At 45.6% G+C, this 15,454-nt stretch carries 15 protein-coding genes and 1 riboswitch; of the genes, 2 read left to right on the forward strand and 13 right to left on the reverse strand.

Annotated features, from left to right (window positions below; all coding sequences use genetic code 11):
• Nucleotides 1-129: 129 nt before the first annotated feature.
• The 7 genes from NCCP2222_RS00745 to NCCP2222_RS00775 all read right to left on the reverse strand — a co-directional run bounded on the left by NCCP2222_RS00745 (nt 130) and on the right by NCCP2222_RS00775 (nt 4,343).
• Complete coding sequence (locus NCCP2222_RS00745) at nt 130-1,029, reverse strand: stage III sporulation protein AE (protein WP_248508693.1); 900 nt, start codon at nt 1,027-1,029, stop codon at nt 130-132.
• A 15-nt stretch (nt 1,030-1,044) separates the two neighbouring features.
• Nucleotides 1,045-1,422, reverse strand: a complete 378-nt coding sequence (locus NCCP2222_RS00750; protein ID WP_248508695.1) for a SpoIIIAC/SpoIIIAD family protein — start codon at nt 1,420-1,422, stop codon at nt 1,045-1,047.
• A complete protein-coding gene (locus tag NCCP2222_RS00755; RefSeq protein WP_184210116.1) occupies nt 1,423-1,632 on the reverse strand; it encodes a SpoIIIAC/SpoIIIAD family protein in 210 nt (69 codons plus the stop codon).
• A gap of 138 nt (nt 1,633-1,770) precedes the next feature.
• On the reverse strand, nt 1,771-2,328 hold the full coding sequence (gene efp / locus NCCP2222_RS00760; protein WP_248508697.1) for an elongation factor P: 558 nt from the start codon (nt 2,326-2,328) through the stop codon (nt 1,771-1,773).
• Between the two features lie 22 nt (nt 2,329-2,350).
• A complete protein-coding gene (locus NCCP2222_RS00765; RefSeq protein ID WP_248508699.1) occupies nt 2,351-3,409 on the reverse strand; it encodes a M24 family metallopeptidase in 1,059 nt (352 codons plus the stop codon).
• Entirely contained in the window at nt 3,406-3,852 is a 447-nt protein-coding gene (aroQ, locus tag NCCP2222_RS00770; protein ID WP_248508701.1) for a type II 3-dehydroquinate dehydratase, read from the reverse strand. Before aroQ ends, NCCP2222_RS00765 begins: the two co-directional genes overlap by 4 nt.
• 62 nt (nt 3,853-3,914) lie before the next feature.
• Entirely contained in the window at nt 3,915-4,343 is a 429-nt protein-coding gene (locus NCCP2222_RS00775) for a hypothetical protein (protein ID WP_248508703.1), read from the reverse strand.
• A gap of 161 nt (nt 4,344-4,504) precedes the next feature.
• Between NCCP2222_RS00775 and NCCP2222_RS00780 the strand changes: the two genes are divergently transcribed.
• Nucleotides 4,505-5,485, forward strand: coding sequence for a DUF1385 domain-containing protein (locus tag NCCP2222_RS00780; RefSeq protein ID WP_248508705.1), 981 nt, complete (start codon nt 4,505-4,507; stop codon nt 5,483-5,485).
• Between the two features lie 357 nt (nt 5,486-5,842).
• Here the strand turns inward: NCCP2222_RS00780 and NCCP2222_RS00785 are convergent, their stop codons facing one another.
• Both NCCP2222_RS00785 and NCCP2222_RS00790 read right to left on the reverse strand, forming a co-directional pair.
• Nucleotides 5,843-8,407 carry a vitamin B12-dependent ribonucleotide reductase gene (locus NCCP2222_RS00785; protein ID WP_248508707.1) on the reverse strand — a complete coding sequence of 855 codons (2,565 nt, stop codon included), beginning with the start codon at nt 8,405-8,407 and terminating at the stop codon, nt 5,843-5,845.
• 169 nt (nt 8,408-8,576) lie between these two features.
• Nucleotides 8,577-9,413 (reverse strand): lipoate--protein ligase family protein, encoded by an 837-nt coding sequence (locus tag NCCP2222_RS00790; protein ID WP_248508709.1) that lies wholly within the window; start codon nt 9,411-9,413, stop codon nt 8,577-8,579.
• A 268-nt stretch (nt 9,414-9,681) separates the two neighbouring features.
• Here NCCP2222_RS00790 and NCCP2222_RS00795 point away from each other — a divergent pair, with 268 nt between their 5' ends.
• Complete coding sequence (locus tag NCCP2222_RS00795) at nt 9,682-9,999, forward strand: rhodanese-like domain-containing protein (RefSeq protein WP_375709153.1); 318 nt, start codon at nt 9,682-9,684, stop codon at nt 9,997-9,999.
• Nucleotides 10,000-10,306: 307 nt separating this feature from the next.
• Here NCCP2222_RS00795 and gcvPB read toward each other — a convergent pair whose 3' ends face one another.
• From gcvPB to NCCP2222_RS00815, 4 genes are all read right to left on the reverse strand, one after another.
• Nucleotides 10,307-11,788, reverse strand: coding sequence for an aminomethyl-transferring glycine dehydrogenase subunit GcvPB (gcvPB, locus tag NCCP2222_RS00800; protein ID WP_248508711.1), 1,482 nt, complete (start codon nt 11,786-11,788; stop codon nt 10,307-10,309).
• Nucleotides 11,781-13,127 carry an aminomethyl-transferring glycine dehydrogenase subunit GcvPA gene (gcvPA, locus tag NCCP2222_RS00805; protein WP_248508713.1) on the reverse strand — a complete coding sequence of 449 codons (1,347 nt, stop codon included), beginning with the start codon at nt 13,125-13,127 and terminating at the stop codon, nt 11,781-11,783. Before gcvPA ends, gcvPB begins: the two co-directional genes overlap by 8 nt.
• 25 nt (nt 13,128-13,152) lie before the next feature.
• Nucleotides 13,153-14,250, reverse strand: coding sequence for a glycine cleavage system aminomethyltransferase GcvT (gene gcvT / locus NCCP2222_RS00810; protein WP_248508715.1), 1,098 nt, complete (start codon nt 14,248-14,250; stop codon nt 13,153-13,155).
• A gap of 235 nt (nt 14,251-14,485) precedes the next feature.
• Nucleotides 14,486-14,578: riboswitch (glycine riboswitch) on the reverse strand.
• Between the two features lie 222 nt (nt 14,579-14,800).
• A complete protein-coding gene (locus NCCP2222_RS00815; RefSeq protein WP_248508717.1) occupies nt 14,801-15,319 on the reverse strand; it encodes a shikimate kinase in 519 nt (172 codons plus the stop codon).
• Nucleotides 15,320-15,454: the final 135 nt, after the last annotated feature.

Genomic DNA, 15,454 nt, shown 5'->3' on the forward strand with positions numbered 1-15,454 from the left:
AATGCCCATTGCAATTTTCATGATATCTAGAAAATCGTCTTCCAGTTCATCTGGGAGCAATAAAGGCAGCACGACAGATAGAACCGACAACAGCAATATTCCACTCATAAACTGTACGATAGCAACCACTCATTTCACGCTTGTCATTAATTTGATAATGATTATCGAAAAGATTGCTGTATAGATAAACGCAAATGCGACCAAAAAGGAAATCGCACATAGCACAAACAGCGTCTTCCCGATATCATCAAGCGTCCCTGTAATATCTTCATTGGCAAACGGTTCAATTAAAGCTGCTGTCCATCGGTAGAGGAAGCCTGTCACCAACGTTTTCAAAGTCGGTAGGAGAGCGACCGTCCAGACGGTCATAATCAGCCAACCTCCGATGAAGACGCTGGCTCCCGATGTATACCGCCCCATCGCCCCGAGACTGTCGGTCATCAGTGATCCAATGAGAGGGATATTTTGTTTAATCAATTCTTTGATCGGCTCACTGGTGACGCCGGATAGTGCCCAGGACATCGTCCCGCCTGTCGTAATGAAAATGGCATAGGCTGCAACAATCGCGGAGACAGCACCGAGCAGGCCTGTTCTCAGCAAGTCCGACATCTTGGTAAAAGGCATGGACGGCTGAAGGCGGGAAAGGATATCAAACAAGAGTGCTGCGGCAAGTACCGGAATCAGAATCTTTTCCGAAAGAACGACTATGCCGTTCGCAAACAGCAACATGGCCGGTTGAAAATTAAGTAAACCGAATGTTCCGCCAGATGCGACGATACTTGCTGTAAGAAGTGGATAAACAGAAATGAATGTCATTGCGACTGTATGGGTAATCTCTCGGATGGCGATAAACTGGTCAAATGCAGGCCGTAGCACGACGGCAATTACGACTAAGAATAGTAGCAGCCTCGTCCACTTGGAAAAGGCGGGAAATAGAAAATTAAGCAACAGGACGATGAAGGTAACGAGCAATACGATAATGAATGAGGAAAGTACAGTGCTAACAACAGATAAGAAAAATGACAGCATAGAATTTTCTTCCGTTCATTTAGTAATGAGTGATGAGAGTGTATCGATCATTGCTTTCAAATGAGGGATCCATAACGTCAAAATGACAATTTTCATTGCCAGCTGCGACAAAGAGGCGATCGATCCGTAACCTTCCTCTCTTATATGCATCGCTACCAATTCAGACAGAATAAAGAGTAAGGCACTGCCCACGAGCAATTTGACATAAGGACCCGGCATAATACCGAATAATCCAATGATGGTTTGACCAAACGGCAATAGGAACATGCTGAAAATATAGAGCAACAGGATAAAAAAAATGGCTGCATACAAAATCGGTTTCAATCCTGGCGCAACATACGCAATAATGAGCAGAACAACATAAACGACAATCATCTGGAATAATGTGAACATTTACATCGCCAACGAAAGCCATTGGAAAAACTCAGCGATTTCCGCAAAAAAGATTCGCAGGAAACGGAGCATTTCAACCGCAATGTATATGTAAGCAAGAAAGAAAAGGAAAAACGAGAATTCCTTTTTTCCTGTTTGCTCAAAAAATACATGTAGAAAACCGATGACGAGACCAATGCCCGCAATCCTTAATAAATCGCTCAATTCCAAACGGTTTCCCCCTCCTGTTTTAACGTATGAGGCATGGGCAGGAAATATGAGACCGTCTTTCACTAAGGAGGTTCCTCTTCGAACAAAAAAAACACTTCACACTCCATGTGTCAGGAATGCAAAGTGTTTTAGTACAAATTATGCTCTTGAAACGTATTCGCCTTCTTCAGTATTAATGATCAATTTATCACCTGTGTTAACGAAGAATGGAACTTGAACAACGAGGCCCGTTTCCATTTTTGCAGGTTTTGATCCACCGCTTGCCGTGTCGCCTTTAATGCCTGGTTCTGTTTCAGCAACTTCTAATGTAACCGTTGATGGAAGTTCAACACCAAGCACTTCATCTTTGTATGAGATGATATGCACTTCCATGTTTTCTTTCAAATACTTCAATTCTTCTTCGATTTGGTTGGATGGCAACTCAATTTGTTCATACGATTCGTTATCCATGAATACATGGTCATCTCCGTTTGCATACAAATATTGCATACGGCGGTTGTCGATTTGTGCTTTTCCAACTTTCTCACCCGCACGGAACGTCTTTTCGTTCACGTTTCCAGAACGCAGATTACGCAATTTGGAACGGACGAAAGCAGCTCCTTTACCTGGCTTAACGTGTTGGAAATCAATAACGCGCCAAATGTCGCCGTCCACTTCAATTGTCAAACCTGTTTTAAATTCGTTTACTGAAATCATGCTGTTTCCTCCATTTTGAACATTATAGGATAATTAATTCTTTCGTTGAATGCGTCAAGCGTTCATTTCCGGTTTCCGTCATGATGATATCATCCTCAATACGGACGCCTCCAATGCCTGGCAGATAAATGCCCGGTTCAACCGTTACAGCCATATTTGGTACGAGCACCGTTTCCGAACGGAAGGACAACGCAGGCCCTTCATGCACTTCAAGACCAATACCGTGTCCTGTGGAATGGCCGAATGCATCGCCATACCCTTTTGACTTGATATAGTCGCGAGCCACGGCATCCGCTTCAATACCTGTCATACCCGGTTTGATCTGTTCCAAAGCCAACTGCTGGGCAACACGTGTCACTTCATAGATTTCCTTCAATTGCGCAGACGGTTCACCAACTGCCACCGTCCGTGTGATATCAGAAATATAGCCATTATACAATGCACCATAGTCAAGTGTCACTAAGTCACCCGACTCAATCACTTTGTCCGAAGCAACGCCATGTGGCAATGCCCCTCGAACACCAGAAGCGACGATAGTTGAGAAAGAAGAAGATTCCGCCCCTTGCTTCCGCATGAACATTTCCAGTTCATTGGACACTTCCAGTTCCGTCACGCCCGGCTTAATGAATGTGCAAATGTGAGCGAAAGCATCATCTGCAATTTTCGCAGCCTGCTTGAGGATTTCGATCTCCTCAGGGGTTTTCACCATCCGAAGTGTCTCAATGATGCCAGAAACCGGACGTAGGTCCGTATTCACTTTCTCTTTATACAACTCATACATGCCGAATGAAACATCGTCTTTCTCGAATCCAAGCGTATGGATATTCATTGATTTCACTTGCTCTGCAACTTCTTCAATGATCGTTTTCTCATGTTTAACGATGCGGAAGCCTGATACTTGCTTGGCTGCCTGTTCCGTATAACGGAAATCGGTAATAAACACAGCATCCTCTTTTGAAATGACTGCAACACCTGCAGTCCCGGTAAATCCGGTGATATAACGACGGTTGTATGGATTGGTAACGAGTAATGCGTCCAACTCTTTTTCTTTCAGCAAATCTCTCAATTTCGCCAGTTTCATAGTTTGACCCCTTTTCCTCGGAGAAGGAACGCCTGGAGGGCAAGTTCGTAGCCATCTGTGCCAAAGCCCGATAATTGGCCAATGCAAACAGGGGCGATGACGGACGTTTGTCGAAATGCTTCCCGGCTATGTATGTTTGAAATATGGACCTCGATGACCGGTACAGTAACCGATGCCACAGCGTCACGCAGCGCGATACTATAATGGGTAAATGCACCCGGATTGAATATGATGCCATCGACGCTTTCATCCTCCGCATCATGAATACGGTCAATCAAAGCGCCTTCTGAATTCGACTGAAAAAACTGGACTTCCACTAGAGAATCGCCCGCAACATCCCGCAGCTTGCGTTCCACATCCTCTAGGGTTTCCGCCCCATAGATCCCCGGCTCTCTTTTTCCCAGCCGATTCAGATTCGGTCCATTCAGAACTAGTACTTTCACCGACGCACCATTCCCCTCATCTTTTTCTTTCCCATTTTATCATATCGTTCCATTGTCGCAACCTATTTCGTTGCTTCTTTCGGAAGTTTCTTCATAAAGACCGCAGTCCCTGTGATAAAACGGATGGCCACTGCCACAATCGCCAAAAAAGGATAAGAAATGGAACGGAACCCTTCCATCAATGTCGTAGGTACGAGAATGCTCCATTCAATAGCAAGTGCTAGGATGATGCTGACAATAAGCGAAGTAAGGGTGGGCGGAATCGAACTTGTTAAGGAAATCAAGTAATAGAAAATGATTGTAACGATAAATAACAAAATAAATAACAGCGTCCACTTCCAAATGGCGCTAGAGGAACCAAACAGTTCCCAACGGTCTGCCCACCCGATAGGCGACCACTCGATAAAATGAAAAAAGCGCAGGCCACGCAATGCGACTAACATGCCTACTGAAGCGACAAAAGCTGTCCAAATCATTGTTTTTGTTTTCATTAAGCATCCCTCCTAATAGAAAGTGTCGGGACAATCAAGAAATTTTAAACCTATTCTGTGGAGTCCTTGACGCATTTTTAGTACAATAGAGAAATAATTAAAGGCGGGACAAGTTCTAAATCAGTGTACCTGTCAATTAAGAAGAAGGTGTGGGGAGTCCTATGAGCAAAAAGCAAGCACCTGCGTACGGTGGCCAAGCCTTGATAGAGGGTGTCATGTTCGGCAGCCGTGATCATACTGTAACAGCAATTCGCAGGAAAGATAGTTCCCTTGATTATTTTTATCTGCCGAAAAAACAGAAGCCACTCGCGCAAAAACTAAAAAAAATTCCTTTTATCCGCGGCATCGTCGCTTTGATTGAGTCAGCGGGAATCGGTTCACGACATTTGACTTTCGCCAGTGAACGGTATGATGTGATGCCTGGCGAGGAAGTCGAACAAGCACCGGAGGAAACATCCAAACTTACAATGATCCTTGGGGTCGCCGCAGTTGGTGTCCTATCGTTCTTATTCGGGAAATTTGCATTCACACTCGTACCGGTCTTCTTGGCGCAGTTGTTCGAATCCATAGCATCAGGCAAGACTGCCCAAATATTGCTGGAGAGTTTCTTTAAATTAGTCCTGCTTCTCGGTTACGTTTCGTTAATTTCCATGACTCCTCTCATTAAACGTGTGTTCAAATACCACGGAGCGGAGCACAAAGTCATCAATGCATATGAAAACGGGCTGCCATTAACGGTTGAAAACGTACAAGCCCAGTCGCGGCTCCATTACCGATGCGGCAGCAGCTTTTTATTATTCACCGTTATCGTCGGTATGTTTATTTACTTCCTTGTCCCAACCGATCCATTATGGCTACGGATTGTCAATCGAATTTTATTGATCCCCGTTGTCCTTGGCGTGTCGTTTGAAGTATTGCAGTTCACCAACTCATTACGGAATATTCCGGTCCTAAAATATTTAGGCTATCCGGGATTATGGCTGCAATTGCTAACAACGAAAGAACCGGAAGACGACCAAGTAGAAGTCGCCATCGCTTCTTTCAACAGACTGCTCGATATTGAAGAACATGGCATCGAAAACGTGGAAGTCGTCCAGCCGGTTGCAGATTCTTCTTCATCTTCCGTAATTCAAGCAAATTAATGAAGCTGCAGGTTTACCCGAAAAGGGAACCTGCAGTTTTTTTGTTGATGAATACGAGGGAATTTCTTGATTCAGCAGAAAGGTAGTGCTGGCTGCGAGCGCTGGGATTGTGTTGCTTATTTCTCTTATACTTTCTTTTGCATACTTCCGCCAACCGCTCGTTTATCTCCCACAACCGCTCGTATAATTTTTCATTCTCTCGAATCTCCCCTTCTACCGCTCATATATCTCGCGAACCGCTCAATTCTCTCCTCAACCCCCGCGTATCCTCTGGGGAACCGCTCGTAACCTTTTGATCAAATAAAAAAATCAGGTGAAGAAAAACCATTCGTTTTTCTCCACCTGATTTATGCTATTTTACAAACCGCATTTCAATTGTGCGTTACAATTTGTGCATGTGTTGCATCCACCGATTTCTTCTACTGTCCCTTGTCGGCAAACCGGGCATGTGTCCCCGACTTCTGAACCGATCGTGACGTTAGTAGAACGCAAATCTTGGATTGTGTTAATGAGGACGACTTTTCGCTGCTCAACGATTTCCTCTTCCATCGGAGTTGTTTCCATAACGTTCTCTTCCGCTTTCAGCGTGAGCACCTGGGAATCCCGGCTGCCATCGACGTATACCGTACCACCCTTTGCTCCGCCTTTATAAAGACGCTCATAAACGCTCTCCACTTGCTTCACGCTGTATCCTCTAGGTGCATTCACTGTTTTGGAGATGGAGCTGTCGATCCAGCGCTGGATGATGCACTGAACATCAGCATGCGCTTCTGGAGAAAGGCTCATGGAAGAAACGAACCAATTTGGCAAGTGATCCGGATCTGCTTCCGGATTCTTTTTCAAATATTCTTCCACTATGTTCGCTTTCACTTCGATGAATTTTCCGAGACGCCCACTGCGATAGTACGTGAAGGAGAAATATGGCTCCAGTCCGGTCGATACTCCGACCATGGTGCCCGTAGATCCCGTTGGTGCCACTGTCAGCAAATGCGAGTTCCGGATACCATGTTCCAGCACGGATTGACGAATATCTTCCGGCATCTTCTTCATAAAGCCAGTTGAAATATACGCTTCACGCAACGCTTTTGTTTCCATCTCATCTTTCCCAATCAAGAATGGGAAGCTCCCCTTCTCTTTGGCCAATTCGATGGATTCACGATACGCAGTCGTCGCAATCGTTTCAAACACTTTATCGACCAGCTCATTGCCTTCAGGAGAACCGTATTCCTTTTCGCAATAAATTAACAAATCAGCAAGACCCATGACACCGAGGCCGACACGGCGCTCTCCTAAGGCTTGGACTTTATTTTCTTCCAAGAAGTAAGGAGTGGAGTCGATGACGTTGTCCTGCATGCGGACGCCGACACGTACTGTCTCTTTTAATTTTTCATAGTCAACTGTTTTTGTTTCTTTATCTGTCATTTCCGCCAAGTTGACCGCAGCCAAGTTGCATACAGAGTATGGTGCAAGAGGCTGTTCCCCGCATGGGTTTGTTGCGACAACCTGTTGGCCATAGGCTTTTGCGTTCGTTTCTTTGTTGGCATTGTCAATAAAGAAGATGCCAGGTTCTGCGGAATATGTCGCACAAATATTGATTAAATCCCAGAGAGCACGGGCTTTGATCGTCCGGTAGACACGCACTTCATGGCCTAGCCTTTCCCATTCCCGGACATCTCCGACCTTGTGCCACTCCTCATTGTACATTTCCATTTCTTCAGCGGAATAATTTTCCACAGCCGGGAAGCGCAGTTCAAAATCTGCATCTTCCTCAACAGCTTTCATGAAATCATCTGTCAATGTTACGGAGATATTGGCACCTGTTAAAAATTCAGGATTATGAACCGTATACGTACCGCCATCACGAAGCTTCATCTCCGCATCACGCAAGATCGCTTCATTGAAGCCGCCCATGCCAGGGATTGTCCGATAGTTCAAGATTCCTTGGTACATCGCTTCCTCTTGTGCTGTCAGCGGCTTAAACTTCAACTTCTCGTTCGCCAGCTTTTTGATTAATTCTTCTTCCGTATTTTCCAGAAGATAACGGAGGATTCGTGGATTTTGCATTTTCGAGATAATAAACTCGCAAATATCCGGATGCCAATCAGCAAGCATGATCATTTGAGCACCGCGTCTTGAACCGCCCTGCTCCACCAAATGCGTCAATTTTGCTATATCGTCCAGCCAAGAGACAGAACCGGAAGATTTCCCGTTCACTCCCCGAGCTAGTGTATTGCGCGGTCGAAGCGTTGATCCATTCGTCCCGACCCCGCCGCCGCGGCTCATGATTTCCATTACTTGTTTCCGATGATCCGAGATTCCTTCACGGGAATCTGCCACAAACGGCATAACATAGCAATTGAAAAAGGTAACTTCTGTATCGGAGCCCGCACCATAAAGAACACGCCCAGCAGGTACAAAATTCAACTTGGACAATTGTTTGTAGAACATATCGAAAGATGACTTCCGCTGTTCTTCCGTTTTTTCAACCGATGCCAGTCCTGTTGCATTTCGTTTGGCAATCTGCTCATAAAACACTTCCAAAGGCTTCTCGATGACATCCAATGGACGTGTCACAATGCCCTTCTCCTGTTCTTCTGGGTCATCGATTGAAGAACGGTACTCACTTTCAATCCAAATATCCGCCTTGCCCGATTTTTTATCCAAGCCCACGACAAAACCTAAGCCCCGCGCTGGAAATTTCGGGTCTTCCTTCACTGTGAGGACAACAAAGTCACCCACTTTTAACGTTTTCTTTTCAGTATCCTTGAAAGAATATCTATCTATCATGACAAGCCGCGAAACACCGCTATGCTCGATTTTCATATCGTCCGTGATCGGGTGGACTTGCGGGAATTTCGCAATATCCGCGTTCAACTGTGCCTTGTCCAATTTCGGCTCGTCGTGCTTTGAAACAATGACCATGCTTGCGTCCTCCTTCGAATTAATCCATAAAAACACAACATGTTGTATTATGTATATAACCTAATCTACTACATCTTGAAACTACGTTCAACGGAGAAAAATATTCTCACAACTAGAAAACCGATAACGTCGGTATTCGTCGAAAAAAAATGAAACGAAAGTCCGATTTTTACTTTCGATAGGTCCAGGAATCCGCCAAATATTTCGTTCGTTCGATCTCCTTGACATACTCCAGTTGTTCATCCGTTAATTCTAGCGGTATAAGCGTCATATCAAGCGCCTTCTCAAACCCTGTTGCAAAGGCTGGTATGCACTCTTCTACTGAGATCGGACGATTTGTCAGCCGGTCAATGGCAACCGCCTTTTCCGGCAATCCTTTTCGCATACGCTCCCGCGCCTCTTCCGACTCAAATTTAAATAGCGAGACAAGCTTATCCTCATCCAAGCTGAGTAAGATCGCGCCGTGTTGCAGAATGACGCCTTTTTGACGGGTCTGGGCGCTTCCTGCCACCTTCTTGCCTTCCACAACGAGCTCATACCAGCTTGGTGCGTCAAAGCATACTGCACTTTTCGGTTTACGCAGCCGTTCATTCTGCTCCTCAGTAACCGGTACAGAAAACTCAGCTTGCAGTCCAAGATTCCGGAATCCCTCCAACAGGCCGCCCGAGATAACCCGGTAAGCTTCTGTCACTGTCTCAGGCATGTCTTCATAATCTTCCCTTACGATGACACTGTAGGTCAGTTCATGTTCGTGGAGGACGCCCCTTCCGCCTGTCGGCCGTCTGACGAAGCCAAGATTATGCCTCTCTACGGCTTCCATATCAATTTCTTTTTCCACGCGCTGAAAATATCCAATTGACAAGGTGGCAGGCTGCCATTCATAAAAACGCAGAACCGGTCCAATCTCCCCTTTGCTATGCCAATCAAGAAGCGCTTCATCGAGCGCCATATTAAAAGATGGCGAACACTTTCCGGAATTAATGAAATGCCAAACCTCTTTTTCCATACCGATTCCCCTTCCAATCAACAATGTTGCCGACCTAGAAGTGGAAAAATGCCCATGCTTTATACGCAGCGGCATCCCTTGTCCAGGTCGGCGAATTATTCTTTTATGCTTACCGATTCATTACAACGAATTTCATTTTATCATTCTCATTGAACATGTGCTACTTAATCTTTATAATGGACTTATAGAAAGAAAGGGGAAAATCGAAGTGGATTTATATATCTTAGGGGCGGTCGTCCTTCTCCTCATCCTCTACATCGTTATCACGATGTTACGCCTGCGAAAAGCGGTCACAAACTTGACGCAAGAGGATTTTATCAACGGATACCGGAAAGCTCAGCTTATCGATGTGCGGGAACCGAAGGAGTTTGAAGCGGGCCATATTCTCGGAGCGAGAAATATCCCATACTCCCAGTTCCGGCAGCGTTATAAAGAAATCCGTGCGGATAAGCCCGTCTACTTGTACGATCAAAACGGCGGCAAAAGTGCAAGAGCCGCTCTTTTCTTGAAAAAGAAAGAGTATACACAGCTCTTCCACCTCCAAGGCGGATTCCGTACGTGGACAGGCAAAGTTAGAAGTAAATGATGGCAAAGTTCTTCCTTCGGGAGGAACTTTTTCTATTGCAATAAATTCCCCCATGCCTGTATCCCTCCTGACAGCCTCCTTAGAATCCATGACAATAACCCGTCCAGACGGGTTGCAAGCCGCGTTCGAGCTTCCTCGCGCCTCCTAGCAGGCATCCAGTCTACCTAAAGCTAAACAGCCGACAGTTCCATATTTCATTATCGGCAGATTTTTAAATAAACCTTCAGGAACAAGCAACACAAAAAAACTGCACGTCAAATGTTTGCTTGGTACAAACATTTGACGTGCAGCTATCATGCGAAGCAGGTTAGGCGTTAACCAGTTCCTCTTCTTTTTTCTTAAAACGAAGCACCGGATGACGTGCTGCTTTTGTTTCGTCCAAACGGTTGACGACTGTTGTATGAGGCGCCTCTTGGACAATTTCCGGCGTTTCTTCTACTTCCTTGGCAATTTGGATCATTGCATCGATGAAGGAATCAAGCGTTTCTTTCGATTCAGTCTCAGTCGGTTCAATCATCATGCCTTCCTCTACATTAAGCGGGAAGTAGATTGTCGGCGGATGGAAACCGAAATCAAGCAGGCGTTTTGCCATATCAAGTGTACGCACACCGAGTTTCTTTTGACGGCGTCCCGAAAGAACAAATTCATGCTTGCAATGCTGCGGATATGGCAGATCGAAATACGGCTCCAATCTTCGCATCATATAGTTCGCATTCAATACCGCATATTCCGTCACTGCCTTCAACCCATCCGGCCCCATAGAGCGGATATAAGTGTAGGCACGCAAGTAGATGCCGAAGTTTCCGTAGAACGGTTTCACACGGCCGATTGATTGCGGACGGTCATACTCGAATGTATAGCTGTCCCCTTCTTTGACGAGAACTGGCTTCGGCAAGAACGGAGCCAAATCCGCTTTCACGCCGACTGGGCCAGAGCCCGGTCCACCGCCGCCATGCGGGCCTGTAAATGTCTTATGCAAATTTAAATGAACAGCGTCAAAGCCCATATCTCCAGGGCGTGCTTTCGCCATAACGGCGTTCAAGTTTGCACCATCGTAGTACAGTTTTCCGCCGACACCATGAACGATTTCAGCCATTTTCAGAATATCCTCTTCAAAGAGTCCAAGGGTATTCGGATTCGTCAGCATGAGGGCAGCTGTGTCAGGACCGACTTTGGATTTCAGATCCTCGATATCGACCAGGCCGTTGTCATTTGACTTCACTGTAATTGTATCGAATCCTGCCACCGTTGCGGAAGCAGGGTTTGTGCCATGAGCAGAATCAGGCACAAGTACTTTTGTCCGGTTGAAATCGCCATTTGACTCGTGGAATGCACGGATCATCATGAGCGCAGTCCATTCACCATGTGCACCAGCAGCTGGCTGAAGTGTCACTTCGTCCATACCTGTAATTTCAGAAAGATGTTCCTGCAAGTCATACATGATTTCCATAGCGCCTTGAACAGTAGCTTCATCCTGCAACGGATGGATATTCGCAAAACCAGATAAACGCGCCACCGCTTCGTTAATTTTCGGATTGTACTTCATCGTACAAGATCCAAGCGGATAGAATCCAGTATCCACGCCGTGATTCCGATTAGAGAGCGCAGTATAGTGTCGCATAATATCAAGCTCGGAGACTTCTGGCAGTTCTGCCTCTTCAGAGCGGATATAAGTTTCAGGCAACAAGTTTGTCAAATCGACTTCCGGTACATCCAATTCAGGGAGGCTATAGCCAATCCGTCCCTCTTTTGATATTTCAAAAATCAGCGGTTGATTTTCATTACGCATGAAGGGCCTCCATTTCCTGCACGAGCGCATCAATTTCTTCTTTTGTCCGTTGTTCTGTCACAGCGATCAATGTGTGATTCGCGAGTTCTGGATATGTGGAACTAAGGTCATAGCCGCCAATCATTCCTTTATGGAATAACTGCTCGTTCACTTCAGCTACCGGCTTTTTCACATCCACTACGATTTCGTTAAAGTGGACGTTGCCAAATTTAACATCAAAGCCCGCTTTCTCGAATGCCTCTTTTGCATATCTTGTTTTGGCAATGTTTTGATATGCCATCTCCTTGACGCCCACTTTTCCAAGTGCTGTCATCGCAACAGATGCTGCAAGAGCATTCAGTGCTTGGTTTGAGCAAATATTAGACGTCGCTTTATCGCGGCGGATATGTTGCTCACGCGCTTGAAGCGTAAGAACATAACCTCTTCTTCCATCTTCATCTGTCGTCTCTCCAACAAGACGTCCAGGCACTTTTCTCATTAGCTTTGTTGTTGTAGCAAAATATCCGCAGTGCGGCCCGCCGAATTGTTCTGGAATGCCGAACGGCTGGGCATCGCCTACTGTAATATCCGCACCAAGTTTGCCAGGAGGCGTCAAGACGCCAAGCGCAAGTGGGTTGGACGACACAATGAATAGTCCGCCTTGATCATGTATAATTTTTCCGACACTCTCGATATCTTCTACTTGGCCGAAGAAGTTTGGATATTGGACTAGGACCGCTGCAGTATCACCATCGATTAACTGTTCTAACTTCTCCATGTCCGTAACACCATCTTTGTGTGGAATGGTGACGACTTCAATGAATTGGCCAGCTGCATAAGCTTGCACTACATCCCTTGACTCCGGATGGACTGTTTCGGAAACAAGCAGCTTTTTACGGCGGGTATGGCCAGCCGCAAGCGTTCCTGCTTCTGCAAGCGCAGTTCCACCGTCATACATAGAAGAGTTAGCGAGATCCATGCCTGTCAATTCACAGATCATTGTCTGGAATTCAAAGATCGCCTGTAGCTCACCTTGAGAAATCTCCGGCTGATACGGCGTATAGGCAGTATAGAACTCAGAACGGGAAATTACATGGTCGACAATGATCGGTTTATAATGATCATAGACACCGGCACCAAGAAACGATGTATAGTGGCGGGAATCAGCATTTTTGCTTGCCAAATGTGACAGTTCTTTCATCAGAGCCGTTTCCGATTTTGCCGGTTTAATGTCTAATTCACCTTTAAATCGTACTTTTTCTGGAATATCTTCAAACAATTCATCCACAGTTGCGATGCCGATGGCCGCTAGCATTTCATCGCGGTCCGTTTCCGTCATCGGAATATAACGATGCTTCATATCCACAAATCCCCTCTTCATTTCATTATCGTTTATAAAATGGTGTTGCGATGACAACCGCTTTCAGACGTTTCGAACGGATTTCGACTTCGACTTCATTTCCGACTTCTGCCTGTGACGATTGAACAAGGGCGAACCCGATGTTCTTTTTTAAAGTCGGTGACTGTGTGCCAGTCGTCACTTCTCCAATTTCCTCGTCTCCAACAAACACTTTGTAACCAGTGCGCGGAATCCCTTTGTCAATCATTTCAATGCCGACTAGTTTTCTAGGAACACCTTGTTCCTTCTGGGAAGCTAACGCCTCTTTGCCAAGGAAGTCGGATTCTTTATTGAGTTTGACGACAAACCCAAGTCCCGCTTCGAGTGGAGAAATATCTTTGGATAACTCTTGTCCATAGAGAGGAAGTCCGGCTTCAAAACGCAATGTATCACGAGCTCCTAAACCTGCCGGGAGAACCCCTTCCTCTTTTCCTGCTTCAAGAACAGCCGACCATAACGCGACTACTGTGTCTGGCGAACCGTACAGTTCAAATCCATCTTCCCCTGTATAACCGGTTCTCGAGACGAGCACCTCATGTCCCGCCACGTTTACCCCTTCCTTGAAGCGGAAAAACTTAATTTCTTCCAATGGCTGGTCAGTCAACTTCTGAAGGACCTCTTGTGCTTTTGGTCCTTGAAGAGCCAACAAACCAAACTCATTTGATTTATCCTCTATTAGGACATCCTCTGTGGCATGCTTTTTCATCCATTCCACATCTTTATCGATATTGGACGCATTGACGACTAAAAGATAATCGTTCTCTCCTCTTTTATAAATTAGGAGATCATCCACTGTACCGCCATTTTCATAACACATCGCTGTATACTGGGCTTGCCCGTCCTTCAACTTGGAGACATCATTTGTTACAAGTTTCTGCAGAAATGCAAGCGCCCCTTCTCCCGAGACAAAAACCTCTCCCATATGGGACACATCAAACAGACCGGCTTGCGTTCGCACCGCTTCATGTTCGGCTTTGATTCCAGAGAATTGAACTGGCAGCTCCCAGCCTCCAAAATCAATCGTTTTGCCTCCATATTCCGAATACGCATCGAAAAGGGCCGTGCGTTTCAACGATTCAACCATGCCAATTTCCCCCTAGTCTAATAGTAAAGTAGAGCTCCGAACAAATCGGTTCTCCCGATGTTCGGTTGTGCAAGCAATATGCAGCAAGGCGATCGCGCTGACAATTGCCAGCCCGCTGCCCACGAAAAAAGACAGAAGTCCCCTATGGAAAAGGAACCTCTGTCCGTGTACCTGAAAGTTTGACCTTGCGGCTTTCCTCGTTGGTGGCCGATCGAATCGGCGCTCTCCAGAGATGCGTCATGAACGGGTCTTTTTACCTGAGAGATTCATAACTTTCGTTATTTGCTCCTTCGGCGACGCCTAATACGTGCTCTCCCCGCTCAGTCATCCGCGATATTCAATTGCTTGCACAAAATGTGTAAGATTCCGACGAATCAGTACCCTATTGCCTTATATCTTAACATTTCACATCTGCATACGCAATCATTTTTAGCATCACGTATTTTTCACGAACGTTTAATATATTTCTTTTATAAACGTTCGTGTTTTAAAGACTCCCCATCGAAACCAACACAAAAAAGAATTTAAATTGCCTATCAATATTTCCCGCTCATTCCTCGTGTTCCTTCAGTCTGCCAATCTGAAACGCTATGTAGTCGGCTATTTCATAAATGGAGCGGCCCGCTGTCTCCACTCTAAAATGAGCGCTCTTTAAATAATGCGGCTTGCGCTTGAAATACAGGCTTTCCAGTTCTTGACGGGTTGAGCGCTGGACGATGGGACGATTTTTATCCGTTGAGATACGTCGCCATATTTCATAGAACGGCGCATTTAGGAAGAAGACCAGTCCTGTGTCCCTCATAATACGCCGGTTCTCCTCTCTCATCGCTACACCTCCGCCTGTTGCAATAATGCAATACTGATCCGGAAAGCGCCGCAAGAAGTCTGTCTCCATCTCTCGGAATCGCTCTTCACCATAAGTCTCAAATATTTGCGGAATCGTCATCCCTGTATCGTTGACGATTTCCGCATCCATGTCGAAAAAAGGCATATCAACCATATTGCTTAATCGTTTGCCAATGGCACTTTTACCACTACCCATGTATCCGACCAAGTAGACTTTCTTCATATTCATCCACCCTATTTAATGTCTTGATCAATTCCTTTTCGTAGTATTGTTCAAGAGAATCGTAAGTTTTATATAAATTACTATGCCACGAAACGAGGGTAAAAAGAAAGAGGCTGACAAAAAATAATAAAATTA

Origin of the sequence: Sporosarcina sp. NCCP-2222 (assembly GCF_023168145.1) — a bacterium.
Classification (GTDB): Bacteria; Bacillota; Bacilli; order Bacillales_A; family Planococcaceae; genus Sporosarcina.